At 58.7% G+C, this 13,653-nt stretch carries 12 protein-coding genes; 5 read left to right on the top strand and 7 right to left on the bottom strand.

Annotation, left to right across the window (positions count from 1 at the left end; translation table 11 throughout):
• Positions 1–25 precede the first annotated feature (25 nt).
• A complete protein-coding gene (gdhA, locus tag ACP7B3_RS25275) occupies positions 26–1,363 on the top strand; it encodes an NADP-specific glutamate dehydrogenase (protein ID WP_369302476.1) in 1,338 nt (445 codons plus the stop codon).
• Here the strand turns inward: gdhA and ACP7B3_RS25270 are convergent.
• The gene (locus tag ACP7B3_RS25270) at positions 1,360–1,848 is read right to left on the bottom strand and encodes a GreA/GreB family elongation factor (RefSeq protein ID WP_369302477.1); all 489 of its coding nucleotides are present in this window, start codon (positions 1,846–1,848) and stop codon (positions 1,360–1,362) included. The genes gdhA and ACP7B3_RS25270 overlap by 4 nt on opposite strands.
• 70 nt (positions 1,849–1,918) lie before the next feature.
• On the bottom strand, positions 1,919–2,275 hold the full coding sequence (locus ACP7B3_RS25265) for a hypothetical protein (protein ID WP_242200372.1): 357 nt from the start codon (positions 2,273–2,275) through the stop codon (positions 1,919–1,921).
• Between the two features lie 428 nt (positions 2,276–2,703).
• Between ACP7B3_RS25265 and ACP7B3_RS25260 the strand changes: the two genes are divergently transcribed.
• Entirely contained in the window at positions 2,704–2,994 is a 291-nt protein-coding gene (locus ACP7B3_RS25260; protein ID WP_426181672.1) for a DUF3077 domain-containing protein, read from the top strand.
• A gap of 190 nt (positions 2,995–3,184) precedes the next feature.
• On the opposite strand, the gene ACP7B3_RS25255 is transcribed toward ACP7B3_RS25260, so the two are convergent.
• The 4 genes from ACP7B3_RS25255 to ACP7B3_RS25240 all read right to left on the bottom strand — a co-directional run bounded on the left by ACP7B3_RS25255 (position 3,185) and on the right by ACP7B3_RS25240 (position 7,785).
• The gene (locus ACP7B3_RS25255; protein ID WP_426181669.1) at positions 3,185–4,270 is read right to left on the bottom strand and encodes a type I restriction endonuclease; all 1,086 of its coding nucleotides are present in this window, start codon (positions 4,268–4,270) and stop codon (positions 3,185–3,187) included.
• A 178-nt stretch (positions 4,271–4,448) separates the two neighbouring features.
• Positions 4,449–4,775: a chorismate mutase gene (locus ACP7B3_RS25250; RefSeq protein WP_426181866.1), complete on the bottom strand. Its 327-nt coding sequence runs from the start codon at positions 4,773–4,775 to the stop codon at positions 4,449–4,451.
• Positions 4,776–5,352: 577 nt separating this feature from the next.
• Positions 5,353–7,206: a DUF4105 domain-containing protein gene (locus tag ACP7B3_RS25245; RefSeq protein ID WP_426181666.1), complete on the bottom strand. Its 1,854-nt coding sequence runs from the start codon at positions 7,204–7,206 to the stop codon at positions 5,353–5,355.
• A gap of 90 nt (positions 7,207–7,296) precedes the next feature.
• Positions 7,297–7,785: a DUF3015 domain-containing protein gene (locus tag ACP7B3_RS25240; protein ID WP_083356699.1), complete on the bottom strand. Its 489-nt coding sequence runs from the start codon at positions 7,783–7,785 to the stop codon at positions 7,297–7,299.
• A 280-nt stretch (positions 7,786–8,065) separates the two neighbouring features.
• Between ACP7B3_RS25240 and ACP7B3_RS25235 the strand changes: the two genes are divergently transcribed.
• Both ACP7B3_RS25235 and ACP7B3_RS25230 read left to right on the top strand, forming a co-directional pair.
• Positions 8,066–10,504 (top strand): Lon protease family protein, encoded by a 2,439-nt coding sequence (locus ACP7B3_RS25235; RefSeq protein WP_426181663.1) that lies wholly within the window; start codon positions 8,066–8,068, stop codon positions 10,502–10,504.
• A 334-nt stretch (positions 10,505–10,838) separates the two neighbouring features.
• The gene (locus ACP7B3_RS25230; RefSeq protein WP_145162200.1) at positions 10,839–11,168 is read left to right on the top strand and encodes a hypothetical protein; all 330 of its coding nucleotides are present in this window, start codon (positions 10,839–10,841) and stop codon (positions 11,166–11,168) included.
• Between the two features lie 4 nt (positions 11,169–11,172).
• Here ACP7B3_RS25230 and ACP7B3_RS25225 read toward each other — a convergent pair whose 3' ends face one another.
• Positions 11,173–12,993, bottom strand: a complete 1,821-nt coding sequence (locus ACP7B3_RS25225; protein ID WP_426181659.1) for a hypothetical protein — start codon at positions 12,991–12,993, stop codon at positions 11,173–11,175.
• 165 nt (positions 12,994–13,158) lie between these two features.
• On the opposite strand from ACP7B3_RS25225, the gene ACP7B3_RS25220 reads away from it, so the two are divergent.
• Entirely contained in the window at positions 13,159–13,647 is a 489-nt protein-coding gene (locus ACP7B3_RS25220) for a TIGR00645 family protein (RefSeq protein ID WP_106579278.1), read from the top strand.
• Positions 13,648–13,653: the final 6 nt, after the last annotated feature.

Below are 13,653 nucleotides of genomic sequence, written 5' to 3'. Positions count from 1 at the left end.
ACAATCAATTTGCCGAGACTTTTTCATGATCGAATCCGTTGAATCCTTCCTTGCCCGCCTTAAAAAACGCGACCCCGACCAGCCAGAATTCCACCAGGCCGTGGAAGAAGTCCTGCGCAGCTTGTGGCCGTTTCTTGAAGCCAATCCCCACTACCTGACCTCGGGCATTCTGGAGCGCATCTGCGAGCCGGAACGCGCGATCACTTTCCGGGTGTCGTGGGTGGATGATCACGGCAAGGTCCAGGTCAATCGCGGCTTTCGTATCCAGATGAACAGCGCCATCGGCCCCTACAAAGGCGGCTTGCGCTTTCACCCGTCGGTGAACCTGGGCGTACTGAAATTCCTCGCCTTCGAGCAGACGTTCAAAAACTCCCTGACCTCGCTGCCCATGGGCGGCGGCAAAGGCGGTTCGGACTTTGACCCCAAGGGCAAGAGCGACGCCGAAGTGATGCGTTTCTGCCAGGCGTTCATGAGCGAGCTGTACCGCCACATCGGCGCCGACGTGGATGTGCCGGCCGGCGATATCGGCGTGGGCGCGCGCGAAATCGGCTTCCTGTTTGGCCAGTACAAACGCCTCAGCAACCAGTTCACCTCGGTGCTGACCGGCAAAGGCATGACGTACGGCGGCAGCCTGATCCGCCCCGAGGCCACCGGCTTTGGCTGCGTGTATTTCGCCGAAGCAATGCTCAAGCGCGACGGTCAGCGGGTTGAAGGCAAGCGCGTGGCGATCTCTGGTTCCGGCAATGTCGCGCAGTACGCGGCGCGCAAGGTTATGGACCTGGGCGGCAAGGTGATTTCTTTGTCTGACTCCGAAGGCACCCTGTACGCCGAAAGCGGGTTGACCGAGGCGCAATGGTCGGCCCTGCTGGAGCTGAAAAACGTGCAGCGCGGGCGCATCAGCGAACTGGCTACCCGTTACGGACTGGAATTTCGCGCCGGTAAAACGCCCTGGGAACTGGCCTGCGACATTGCCCTGCCATGCGCGACCCAAAACGAACTCGACGCCGACGCGGCGCGCACCCTATTGCGCAACGGCTGCCTGTGCGTCGCAGAAGGTGCCAACATGCCGACCACGCTTGCGGCGGTGGATATCTTTATCGAAGCCGGCATTCTGTTCGCCCCGGGCAAAGCCTCCAATGCCGGCGGTGTGGCCGTCAGCGGTCTGGAAATGTCGCAGAACGCCATGCGCCTGCTGTGGACCGCAGGCGAGGTCGACAGCAAGTTGCACAACATCATGCAGTCGATCCACCACGCCTGCGTGCACTACGGCGAAGAAAACGGCCGGGTCAACTACGTGAAAGGTGCAAATATCGCAGGCTTCGTAAAAGTCGCTGACGCGATGCTGGCCCAAGGCATCGTCTAAACCTCGGGCTCGACGCGCAGCACTTCGATCACTTGATCACCGACGGGGCGCTTCCACAGCACCTCGTCGCCCACCTCGGCGCCCAATAATGCGCGGCCCAGAGGCGAACCCCAGTTGATCAGATTGGCGGCGGCGTCGGCCTGGTCTTCACCCACCAACTGAATGCGCTGGTGTTCGTCCTGTTCGTTGGCAAAGGTGACCCAGCTGCCGATCTGCACCTTGTGGGTGGACGTCGCCGGCGCCACCACTTGGGCGCTTTGCACCCGCTGGTTGAAGTAGCGCAGGTCCCGCTCAAGATCTGCCTGGCGCTGTTTGTCGTCCTTGGCAGACTCGAGGCTGTATTCGTGCTGCAACTGCGCGACCTTGGCCTGCAATTGCGCCAACCCTTGCGCGGTGAGGTGGTTGGGTTGCTCACTGACCTGGCGCTCTACCGGTTGGTCGGCCTGGGCGGCAGCGTTGTCTTCGTTAACAAAAGCTCGGCTCATGACAATCTCCTTCAATGGAGTTTGGGCCATGTTCGCCGCGCTTTAGTTTCGATGGATGTCTGAAAGCGACCTACTGCGCGCGATAAGCCTTGGCGGCGTCACGGTCTTTTTCCTGCTGCCAGTCCCGTTCGCGGTCATCCCAGTGGTTGTCCTTGTAGTCGCGCAACTCTTCGTTCTCGCGCATGGCCTTGCACTGGCGAAAGCCGTCTTCCCAGCCTTCGGCGTACTGGCGGTCTTTCAGATACCGCGGCACGTTCTTGCGAAACTCCCCGCTGATCACACCGGCGGCCTGGCGACCGCTGCTGCAACCGTCATCAAAGCCATCGGCAAAGGCCGGTGGATAACCTTTGGCCAGCAAATCCTGGTGGGTTGATTGGCAACCTGACAACCACACTACTGCGCACAGCATTACCGCAGACCGCCACATGGCGTACTCCCTGACCGTTTCACGGCTGATAGGGTGAGTCTAGTCAGGGATTTGTCGGGCCGGTGTGAAAGAGAGGTGAGAAAGGTGTTGGGTTAAAGGGCCATCAACGACGATTCTCTTTAAATCGCAGGACGTTTCCTAGAGAATCCTTGGCCTATTGCGCCATAGGATTTGAGTGTCTAGCCTCCTCGGGTCGCTGCAAAACAGCGACTGGGTTTAGCGACCCGAGAAACGTAGATACGACCTCTTCAACAAGTTTGGCAGGCATTTTTTGCCTGCCTTATCGTGTTATGGCGGCTGTGCGCGGGAGACCTTCGGGTCTACCGGGTTTCTAGGTTACCGGTTCGCTAACCCGCGTACAGCTGCCACCTCTTCATGTTTAGCGACATGCTGCGGCAGTTTCTACTTCTTAACCTAAGAGAAACACCATGTCTAAAGTTGTCCCCGATCCACCCCTGTCCTCAATCACCACCCTCGGCGTCGTCACCTTTGGCGATTACGGCGAAAACGAAAAACCGCTGTTCCGCGTCAATGCCGGTATGCCGATTGACGAAGCCTTGGAGCACGCCTCCACGTTGCTTTTTTACTCCAAGAAACTTGCCATGGAAGCCGCCATGGACGTGCGCGGCGAACAATACGCCTGGGCCGCGCATTATCTGTGCGAGATGGGCAAAGCCGTCATCGATGACCTAACCCAAGCGATGACACCCGCCGCTTAAAAGGCAGAGCCTGCTTCTGTGGCGAGCGGGCTTGCCCCGCGTTGGGCTGCGAAGCAGCCCTAATAAAGAGGCGCGCGGTGTATCTGATCCGCCTTGGTTGATTGTTTTGGGGCTGCTGCGCAGCCCAACGCGGGGCAAGCCCGCTCGCCACAAGGAGATATCGACAGTTCTGGCTATTCCAGCGCCGCCGTCAGTCGTAATAGCCCACAGTCTTTTTCAGTTGATCCGCATACTCATAAATCTCATCGATAGACGAAATAGCGTGTCGGGTCTCATTTTTTTCCTCGTCGAATATCCCGAGGTACTTTTGACTTCGATTGAAGTGAAGGCGGCAAATCGGCTTGCGATTGTTGTCGTCCAGCAGTATCCCAAAATAGCTTTGGGTATCTCGCTGCACGATCCGCTTTGCATCGACCACTGATCGGACAAGGGCGCGCACGATGTGATAACCCTCAAGCTCTTCCAGAGTCGTCAAAATTTTGTCTTCTGACTCGTCCCTATCTTGTTTCTCTGCGTCCGCGCTGTTCGCGACGGGGATCGATGCCATTGTCGGTTGGATCGTACCGCTCATTGCGGACTTCAACCGATCGTTGATCTGGTCGTTCAGAAATTGCGCTAACGCTTTTCGGGTCAGTTCGAAAAACTGCTCACGCACTTTTTGCGTGATCACTCCCTCGTAAACACGGGATGCAAAGAATTTCACGAAATCGTCTTCTGGTTTGCTGACCTGACTGCCAATAAGCTTTTTAAGCTGGCCGACATACTTCAGCTCCCCAGCGGCATTGATGATGGAGTCAACATCGAAAGCCGACTTGGTGAGTTTGATCAACTCCGGTACCGCATACTCATCAATGTCCAGCAGGTCTAGCTCTAGAAACGGCTTCTCGTCCATTTTGTTGGGGGCGTCCAAATCGGTAAAAAACCTGTAGACCTGGCCGTTGGTAAGAATTGAGATTCTTGCGCTCGTCACGTGAAAATATCGAAAAAGCTGTGAGGCATGGTTGATGCTCAATGACTCACCGATTTTTTTGCATTCAATGAGTATTTGGACTTCGCCCTCTTTCATGATTGCGTAGTCGATTTTTTCACCTTTCTTCGTCCCGACATCACAGACAAATTCTGGCGTTACTTCCTGTGGATCAAATACGTCGTACCCCAATACGGTGTTGATGAAAGGCATTACGAAAGCATTTTTTGTCGCCTCTTCTGTTTGAATGGCGGGGCCTTGTAACCGAACTTTCGCTGCCAAACTGGTTAGCTTTTCAAAGAAATCCATGGTGAGCCTCTTACCTATTCAGATCCGTGTATAGATGGGATGGCAATTTGATTGCCATCCGATACTAATCACAAAACCCCAATAAAGAGAATAAAGTAAGAGCCAGTTAGGCTTGACTGAAAAAAGCTAAAAAACCGTCTTAAATTTCCTGCCTATTTATCAATGGGTTAGACGCGGGCTATGAGCTTGTGTGTGTTGATGATGGTTTCTCTGGATTCGTTAGAACCGCATGCTCGGCCAATTCCTGCTGGATAAACGCCGCAATCATCGCGCGATACACCTGCTCAGTGACCTCGGGGTTGGCACCCACCGCCTCGGATAAACCCCGCACCTTGGCGATTACCTGTTCAACCCGCTGCGGCGCCTTGACGCCATCGGCGTCCTTTTTGAAGCGCGCTGCCTGGGAGACGTAATGGCCGCGCTCGGCCAGCAGCGTGACGATGTGTTGGTCGAGGCGGTCGATGTTTGCGCGGACTTCTTCGAGGGTGGTGCAGTTAACGGCCATGTTGATGAAACTCCTGATGGGATGGGCAATGCGATGTGCCTGAATGTACGCGAGCCAAATGTGGGAGCGGGCTTGCTCGCGAATGCGGTGGGTCATTCAATACATCATTGCCTGAGCGAGCGCCATCGCGGGCAAGCCCGGCTCCCACATTTGAGCGGCGGCGGGCACGGAATTCAGGCCTGGCACAAAACCAGTGTGGGAGCTGGCTTGCCTGCGATGGCGGTGGGGCAGTTAGCCTGGTTGTTACTGATACACCGCTTTCGCGGGCAAGCCCGGCTCCCACATTTGAGCGGCGGCGGGCAGGGAATTCAGGCCTGGCACAAGACCAGTGTGGGAGCTGGCTTGCCTGCGATGGCGGTGGGGCAGTTAGCCTGGTTGTTACTGATACACCGCTTTCGCGGGCAAGCCCGGCTCCCACATTTGAGCGGCGGCGGGCACGGAATTCAGGCCTGGCACAAGACCAGTGTGGGAGCTGGCTTGCCTGCGATGGCGGTGGGTCAGTTAGCCTGGTTGTTACTGATGCACCGCCATCGCGGGCAAGCCCGGCTCCCACATGTTGATTGTTGTCAGGCGTTATTTAGTAGTGATACCACTTCACTTCGAGCAGTACTTCATTCACTGGCGTCGACAAATGGCTGTATTCGCGTTGGGCGCTCAGGCGTAATCCGAGGTTGCGCGACAACTCCCACTGCTGGTTCAGGCTGACACTGCGTCGCACTTCGCCATTGGTGAAGAAATCCCCTTTGGCTTCCAGGCTCAAATTGCCCAGCGGGTTTTTCCACAGCACGCCGGTGTTGAACCCGGCAGCCGGGGAGATGGCTTCGCTGAAGTCGTTGTTGTGTTCCACGCGCACGGTGCCGAGGGCGAAGCCGAGCATGTCGTCGGTGAGTTGCCAGGTGCCGCCGGCGCCGCCGTTGACGTGGGCCACGAGGGTCTCGTCGTCGTGTTTGCCTGGCACGCGCTCCAGGCCGCCAGTCACTTGCCATGACCACGGCTGCAACAGGGCGTTGCGCGGGGTCAGGGAGCGGATGGTGGCCAGGTCCAGTTGCTGCAGTTGCCAGTGGTTGCCTTCGTACTGGCGCAGTTTCATCTGCAGGATTTCAATCTGCGCGCCCAACGGGAAGCCTTCGGCGTTGTCGTTGAGGTCGTGGTAGGCCATGCGCAGGCCGTATTCGCCGAAGGTCTTGCTGCCACGGGTGCCGATGCCGGCCTGCCAGGTGCGCGACTCATGGCCGTCTTCCGGCAGGCCGGGGCGCTCGACGTTCAGGTCTGGCGCCGGGTTCTGGTTGATCGCGCGCAGCAGTTCGAAGCTGCGTTGCGAGCGTTCGGTGTCGCGCTCAAGACCATTGGCGCGGTAGCGACCCAGGCGATAGGCGGCGTCGATGATCAGCGCCTGGCGGTCGCGGGGCAGCGCCTTGAAGGCGGGCTCCTGCAGTTGCTTCTGGTCGTCGCTGATGCTCAATACCCATTGCTGCTCATCACTGTCCAGCGGCTTGGCACGTTCGAGCAGTTCGCGTTCACGGGACGGGCGATAGTCGATCTTCTCCACCAGGCCAGCCTCTTTCACCGCCTTGACGGTGTCGGTGGGGATCGCTGTCAGCGGGAATTGCTCGGTCAGGCGCAGGCTTGGGCGCGCCACTTGCAGCAGCTCCAGCAGGCGATACGAGCAGTTTTCGTCGAAGAAGAAGTAGTCGAACTGGATCTGCTTGAGCTCCCACACGTGCCGGACCATGCGTTCGGTCTCGACCTGGGTGAGGTTCAGGCGGTATTCCCACAGGTCGCGGTTCTCGAGGCTACGGTACTCCGAGAGTTTTTCCTGGTAGGGCACCAACGCAAACAGGCCCGGATAGCCGCCCATCAGGCCTTTCCAGGCGTAGAGAATGCTGTTGTCGGAGCCTTCGATGTAGGCACCGAAATTGATCGCGTAGCTGAGCAGGGCGGTCTTGTCTCTTTGCACGTCAGCCTGGTCGATGCGCAGCAACGTGTGGCCGAACATCGACGACGGGCTATTGAGGTAGGCCGCCGGGAAGATCATCACCGCGCTGTGGGGCGCGACGTCCTTGAACCACTGGGTGAATTCTTTGCACTCCAGGGTGGGCAAGTCGGTCAGTTGCAACTGTTCCTTGAGCCAGCGCGTACGTGCGGGGTAAACACATTGGGCGTGTTTTTCGCCGAGGCTGGCCGGGGCGTACAGCGCCTCTACGGTCGCCTTGAGTTCCTGGTCCGGATGGTGGGCGCCATCAGAGGCGAGGAAGAATTTTTTGTCGCTCACATAGCTGCGCCAGCCCTTGAGCTTGCCGGCTTCGTAATGGCCCAGAGACAGCCAGAACGGATCGTTGGCCAATTGCTGCAAACGTTGATCATCAATATGCGGGGCCGCATACAGCGGGGCGCAGGCGAAGAGTGCCAACCAGGCAAAGCGTTTGAGCATAGGGGCAACTTAAGTCGGAAATAGTGAGACCCAAAGGGGAGGCGGGTCCAAAATAAAACCCGCGCCTCGAAAGGCGCGGGCGGGTCGAGCTTAAGCCTGGGTAGCGTATTTTGCCAGGCGGGCATCGCTTTTCAGTACAGCCAGGGTGTTGTTGTGCACGTCATCGGCGGTCACGTCAGCTTTGCTGAAGATCTGCTGGAAGTGCTCGTGGGTCACGGCCGCGAAGTGATCGCGATCTTCCGGTGCAACGCCCAGTACCACCGCGTAGGTGGTCAGCGCTTCGCCGTTGCCCTTGGCCATGTCTTCGGACAGCTCGTTCATCATGCCATTCATGGCAATCCAGGACTTGCCGCCGTAGGTCAGGGCGCTGTTGGTGCTGCAACCGTTGGTGCCCGAGGTCATGCCGAAAGTGGCGTTACCCGAGGTGCCGTTGGTGGTGGAAGCGAGGAAGTGAGCTGGAGTACCGCGCTGGCCTTCAAACAACATGTTGCCCCAACCGCAGTTCGGGCCACCTGGTGCTTCTGCCATTGCATTGAGGGAGACGACGGTGAAGAGAGTACCAAGAAGGATCCGTTTCATAGCTTTGTTCTCTTTGTGTGCAAACCAATGGACAAGGGTTCAGGCGCGTTGCAGCGCCCTAGGGGCCAGTTATTAGTCCAACCCGCGCAGTTTGGAGTTTAGGCACGTTCCTGGGGTTCCGTTATTTTTTATAAAACAATCGAAGTGATTGCGCACGGTTGTCGCGATTTTTTTGTAGGACGCCTCCCGTGTCTACGCTTTCCCACAGGCGCGCCTTGCCAGAGCGCGCAACCGAGAGCCAGAATGCCGTCATCTGCCCCGCCTGATGTAAGGAAGCCCGATGCCTGATCCTGTTGCTGCCAGCTTGCGTCTAGCGCCTGAAGCGCTGACTCGCCCTTTCTCCGCTGAACAGTTCAGCTTCTCGACCACCAATGATTTGGAGCCCTTTCGCGGTGTGCTTGGCCAGGAACGCGCAGTTGAAGCGTTGCAGTTCGGTGTGGCGATGCCACGCCCCGGTTACAACGTGTTTGTCATGGGCGAGCCTGGTACCGGCCGCTTTTCGTTCGTCAAACGCTACCTGAAAGCCGAAGGCAAACGCCTGCAGACCCCGTCGGACTGGGTCTACGTCAATAATTTCGATGAGCCACGTGAGCCACGCGCCCTGGAATTGCCGGGCGGCGGCGCAGCGGCGTTCATCGCCGATATCAACGCTCTGGTCGACAACCTGGTCGCCACCTTCCCGGCGGTGTTCGAACACCCGACTTATCAACAGCGCAAAAGCGCCATCGACCGCGCCTTCAACCAGCGCTACGACAAGGCCCTGGACGTGATCGAGCGTCTGGCCCTGGAAAAGGACGTGGCGCTGTACCGCGACAGCACCAACATCGCGTTCACGCCGATGCTCGATGGCAAGGCGCTGGACGAGGCCGAGTTTTCGCAGCTGCCGGAAGCTGATCGTGAGCGCTTCCACACTGATATTTCCGAGCTGGAAGAGCGCCTTAACGAAGAGTTGGCCAGCCTGCCGCAGTGGAAACGTGAGTCCAACAACCAACTGCGCCAATTCAACGAAGAAACCATCACCCTGGCCCTGCAGCCTTTGCTGGCGCCGCTGTCGGAAAAGTACGCAGAAAACGCAGCGGTGTGCGGCTACTTGCAAGCCATGCAGGTGTACCTGCTCAAAACCGTGGTCGAGCAACTGGTGGATGATGCCAAGACCGACGCTCAGGCCCGCAAGCTGCTCGAAGAGCAATACTGCCCCAGCCTGGTGGTGGGCCACCCGGTCAACGGCGGCGCGCCGGTGGTGTTTGAGCCGCACCCGACTTACGACAACCTGTTTGGCCGTATTGAATACAGCACCGACCAAGGCGCGCTCTACACCACGTATCGCCAGTTGCGCCCCGGTGCGTTGCACCGTGCCAATGGCGGTTTCCTGATTCTGGAAGCCGAAAAAATGCTCGGCGAGCCGTTTGTATGGGACGCGCTCAAGCGCTCCCTGCAGTCGCGCAAGCTGAAGATGGAATCGCCGCTGGGCGAGCTGGGCCGTCTGGCCACGGTGACCCTCAACCCGCAGATGATTCCGTTGCAGGTCAAGGTGATCATCATCGGTTCGCGCCAGCTGTACTACGCGCTGCAGGACGCCGATCCGGACTTCCAGGAGATGTTCCGCGTCCTGGTGGATTTCGACGAAGACATCCCGATGGTCGACGAAAGCCTGGAGCAGTTTGCCCAGTTGCTTAAAACCCGCACCTCGGAAGAAGGCATGGCACCGTTGACGTCGGACGCGGTGGCGCGGCTGGCGACTTACAGCGCCCGCCTGGCCGAACATCAGGGGCGTTTGTCGGCGCGCATTGGCGACTTGTTCCAGCTGGTCAGTGAGGCGGATTTCATTCGCCACCTGGCGGGCGACGAGATGACCGACGCCGGGCATATCGAACGCGCGCTCAAGGCCAAAGCCACGCGTACTGGCCGTGTGTCGGCACGCATTCTCGACGACATGCTTGCCGGGGTGATCCTGATCGACACCGCCGGTGCGGCAGTCGGCAAGTGCAACGGGCTGACGGTGCTGGAGGTCGGCGATTCGGCGTTCGGCGTGCCGGCGCGGATTTCCGCCACGGTGTACCCGGGCGGCAGCGGCATCGTCGACATCGAGCGCGAAGTTAACCTCGGCCAGCCGATTCACTCCAAGGGCGTGATGATTCTCACCGGTTACCTGGGCAGCCGTTATGCCCAGGAATTCCCGCTGGCGATCTCGGCGAGTATCGCGCTGGAGCAGTCCTACGGTTATGTGGATGGCGACAGTGCTTCGCTGGGCGAGGCGTGCACTCTGATTTCGGCGCTGTCGAAGACGCCGCTCAAGCAGTGCTTTGCCATCACCGGCTCGATCAACCAGTTTGGTGAAGTGCAGGCGGTGGGCGGGGTCAACGAGAAAATCGAAGGCTTCTTCCGCCTCTGCGAAGCACGCGGGCTGACCGGCGAGCAGGGCGCGATCATCCCGCAGGCCAACGTCGCCACGCTGATGCTTGACGAGAAGGTGCTGCAGGCCGTGCGCGCCGGGCAGTTCCATATCTATGCCGTGCGTCAGGCGGACGAGGCGCTGAGCTTGTTGGTCGGTGAGCCCGCCGGTGAGCCGGACGAGCAGGGCCAATTCCCTGAAGGCACCGTGAATGCGCGCGTGGTAGAGCGTTTGCGCGCGATTGCCGAGATGATCAGCGAAGATGACTTGAAGGAAGCGGAAAAGGAGCTGGCACAGCAGGCGCTGGCGGAAGCCAAGCCGACCTGATGGTGCGTAGCGAGCGGGCTTGCCCCGCGTTGGGTGGCGAAGCCGCCCCAAACCAGCCAGTCCAATCTGCCTGACAGATTGCAGTGGGCTTATTGGGGCTGCTTCGCAGCCCGACGCGGGGCAAGCCCGCTCGCCACAACAGGCCCGCTGCCACGACGAGCGCGTTCGCCACAATTTTGACTCGCGTGTAGGGCCAACGCCCGTTGGTCCCTACAAGCTTGGTTTGTACTGGTTTTCTTCTATTCTCACTTCAAGGGATATCCACAGGAGTCGCTGGACAGAGACAGCCTTGCCCTGCGCGAGGTTGAACACCGATCTACCGAGGGTCGCCGCCATGCCGCGCAACCTTTGCCTTACCCGCCAATGCCTGGGCCTGGTCACCCGTATCGAATGCTCCATTCGCCCTCTCGCCGGGGATAACGGGATGTGGACGCTGTTGTTTGCTGCCGGAATGACCGGCGAACAGCCTTCCACCATCAAGTCTCAAGGCCCGTTTCATGGGCCCTTCGTGGCAGAAACCATTCTGGGGTCGATCGTCGAAAGCTTGACGCTGCACGGCTACGAGCTGGCGGACGACCCGCAGATCTGGTGCCTGCACCTGCAGGCACATCTGCGACAGCTCAATGGCGGGCGAGCCCAGACGCTCAGCGATACTCGCCACTGAGCGTTTATTTGCTGTCGGGCTTGTCCAGTTTGACCTCAAAGCCGTATTGCACGGTGTCGAGGTCGGTGCGCTGGTAGCTTTCCAGGCTGGTCGGCTGGCCGTAGAAATAGTGCACGTCAAACAACGCTGTGCCGTATTCCTCGGCACGGTGGCTGACGCCGAGAATTTCCTTCAGGTAGTTGCCGCTCGCGTCCTTGGCGTAGAAGCGCCAGCTGTCGGCGGGAAATTCCTTTTGATCGACGATCAATGCGTTGTCCTTGAGCGACAGGCCCTTGGGCAGCTTGGCAACGTCAATCGTGGCTTTCTCGATGGTGGCAAGAAACAGCGGAATCGAGCCCACCGCAAACGCCGGGGTTTCCGGGAACAGGTTGAGATCGTAGGTGAGCGTGCCGGTGGCGGCGTTCAGCTCGAAGGCCTCGGCCGGCAGTTCGATGGGCTCGCCGCGTTCACCTTTGTCGTCCGCCGCAAAGAAGGTGATGGGCGCGTCGCTGTTGTTGCGATCGGCACCGACCAGGTCGTCATTGAAGGTGAACGGGTGGTCAAAGACGATCTTCGCAGCGCTGGCGTCTTCGGTTGATTGGCTGATCGTCACGCTGTTTTTCAGTTGGTCCTCCGTCATTGCGGCGTCTTTGAGCCAGCTGGCAGCGCTGTCGTCATACACGGTGACCGGCATCGGCAAGGCTTGCACGGTCTTTTGCAGGCTGTTCTTGTCAAAACGCAGCACCGGCAAGTCGAGGTCCTTGCGGGTGACGGTGGCCTTGGAAAAATCCAGGACGTCGACCTGCAGGTTGTCGATCAGGCCATTGAAATACACCTTGGCGTAGTGGCTGCTTTGTTTGTGCTCGAAGGCTTTTTGCTCCTCCGTCAGCTGTTTTTCAAAGGCATCCGACCAGGCTTTCTGTTTTTGCATCTCGGCCAGTTGTTTCTCGTAAAACGCCACTTGCGCGGCGTTTTCATTGATCGAGCCTGAGCGAGTGAGAAATTGCCCGGTGCTGTCGCGCGCCTGCACCAGCAATGGGTTTGGCGATTCGTCGCCGACTTCCGGCGCCAGCGGCTCGCTGTTGGTCAGCTCGATCTCGGCGTAGTTTTTCTCAAGCAGCAGCAGGTTGAGGGTGATGTTGCCCTCGGTGCGTTTGTGGCCGACGTCTTTTTTCGACAAATCGAAGGTCAGCACTTTGCCCGGCGCCACCACCTCGACCGCGCCCTTGAGGCTGACGGGCTGCGGCTGGCTCTTGTTCTCGGTTTCTACGCCCTCGATGAACGGGTAAGTCACCGTCAGGTCGTCGGGGTTGGTCAGGTTGGAACTGCTCGGGCTGAGCTGGATACCCGGGTCGGTTTCCGACCATTCGGGCTGAAAGGGAATGACCTTGTTGTTGCTCAACGTCACCGACTGCCATTCAAGGCCGTGGGGGAAAGGGAATTGGTCCGGGGTGTTGAAGTTGAAGGGGAACACCGGCTGCAAATCGGTCAGGTAGTCGGAATGCGAGGCTTTGCGCAGCACGAACAGGCCATTGATGTAGGTGTCCACCAAGGCCTGGGGCGTGGGGTAGTGCTTGAGCAGGGCCAGGGTGTCTTCGCCGTATTCGGCTTCGATGGGCTTGTTGGCGAGCTTGACCCGCGCCCGCTCCAGCAACAGCAGCGAGCCACCAAGGTCGGCGATGGCGTCTCTGAGCTTGGGGTCTTGAATGCTGTCCAGCGATTGTTCGAACTTCGCGGTTTTCTCTTCGAGGGTGGCCTGCTTCTGCTCTTCTTTGGGCGAGCAGCCGCCAGCCATCAGCAACACCGCACACAGGCCGAAAGTGGCCAAAGGGGATCGCACATCCATTATTCGAGTCTTCCTGTTCGTCAGCATCGAGCCGATTTGATGGGCTCGACACTAGCAGAAAAATTCTCTTACAGATGCCGCTCAGGTCAGTTTTCTCGCGGTTACAGGTGTTTGGTAGCGGCTGGTATACTCGCGGCCATTCTTAGCCAGGCTGTGTGAGATTCAATGGAACGCTTTATCGAAAATGCTATGTACGCCTCGCGATGGCTGCTGGCGCCGATTTATTTCGGCTTGTCCCTGGGGTTGCTGGCGCTGGCGCTGAAGTTCTTCCAGGAAGTGATTCACCTGCTGCCGAGCGTGTTCTCGATGGCCGAGTCCGACCTGATCCTGGTGCTGCTGTCGTTGATCGACATGGCCCTGGTCGGCGGCTTGCTGGTGATGGTGATGATTTCCGGCTACGAGAACTTCGTCTCGCAGCTGGATATCGATGAGAGCAAGGAAAAGCTCAACTGGCTGGGCACCATGGACTCTTCATCGCTGAAGATGAAAGTGGCGGCGTCTATCGTGGCGATCTCGTCCATTCACCTGCTGCGCATCTTCATGGACGCCAAGAACGTCGATCCGCAGCATTTGATGTGGTACGTGATCATCCACATGACCTTTGTGATCTCGGCGTTCGCCATGGGTTACCTGGACAAGCTCACCAAGCACTGATACCCC

The organism is Pseudomonas sp. TWRC1-2, assembly GCF_049896685.1.
In the GTDB taxonomy this organism is placed as follows: domain Bacteria; phylum Pseudomonadota; class Gammaproteobacteria; order Pseudomonadales; family Pseudomonadaceae; genus Aquipseudomonas.
The sequence above is the reverse complement of the archived record's forward strand: the minus strand, read 5'-3'. Positions and strand labels throughout refer to the sequence as shown.

Bases quoted from the DNA above. Each gene is read 5' to 3' on its own strand.
- ACP7B3_RS25225 (WP_426181659.1), bottom strand. From the start codon at position 12,993: ATGGATGTGCGATCCCCTTTGGCCACTTTCGGCCTGTGTGCGGTGTTG.
- ACP7B3_RS25245 (WP_426181666.1), bottom strand. From the start codon at position 7,206: ATGCTCAAACGCTTTGCCTGGTTGGCACTCTTCGCCTGCGCCCCGCTG.
- ACP7B3_RS25255 (WP_426181669.1), bottom strand. From the start codon at position 4,270: ATGGATTTCTTTGAAAAGCTAACCAGTTTGGCAGCGAAAGTTCGGTTA.
- ACP7B3_RS25230 (WP_145162200.1), top strand. From the start codon at position 10,839: ATGCCGCGCAACCTTTGCCTTACCCGCCAATGCCTGGGCCTGGTCACC.
- ACP7B3_RS25250 (WP_426181866.1), bottom strand. From the start codon at position 4,775: ATGGCCGTTAACTGCACCACCCTCGAAGAAGTCCGCGCAAACATCGAC.
- ACP7B3_RS25220 (WP_106579278.1), top strand. From the start codon at position 13,159: ATGGAACGCTTTATCGAAAATGCTATGTACGCCTCGCGATGGCTGCTG.
- ACP7B3_RS25265 (WP_242200372.1), bottom strand. From the start codon at position 2,275: ATGTGGCGGTCTGCGGTAATGCTGTGCGCAGTAGTGTGGTTGTCAGGT.
- ACP7B3_RS25240 (WP_083356699.1), bottom strand. From the start codon at position 7,785: ATGAAACGGATCCTTCTTGGTACTCTCTTCACCGTCGTCTCCCTCAAT.
- ACP7B3_RS25260 (WP_426181672.1), top strand. From the start codon at position 2,704: ATGTCTAAAGTTGTCCCCGATCCACCCCTGTCCTCAATCACCACCCTC.
- gdhA (WP_369302476.1), top strand. From the start codon at position 26: ATGATCGAATCCGTTGAATCCTTCCTTGCCCGCCTTAAAAAACGCGAC.
- ACP7B3_RS25235 (WP_426181663.1), top strand. From the start codon at position 8,066: ATGCCTGATCCTGTTGCTGCCAGCTTGCGTCTAGCGCCTGAAGCGCTG.
- ACP7B3_RS25270 (WP_369302477.1), bottom strand. From the start codon at position 1,848: ATGAGCCGAGCTTTTGTTAACGAAGACAACGCTGCCGCCCAGGCCGAC.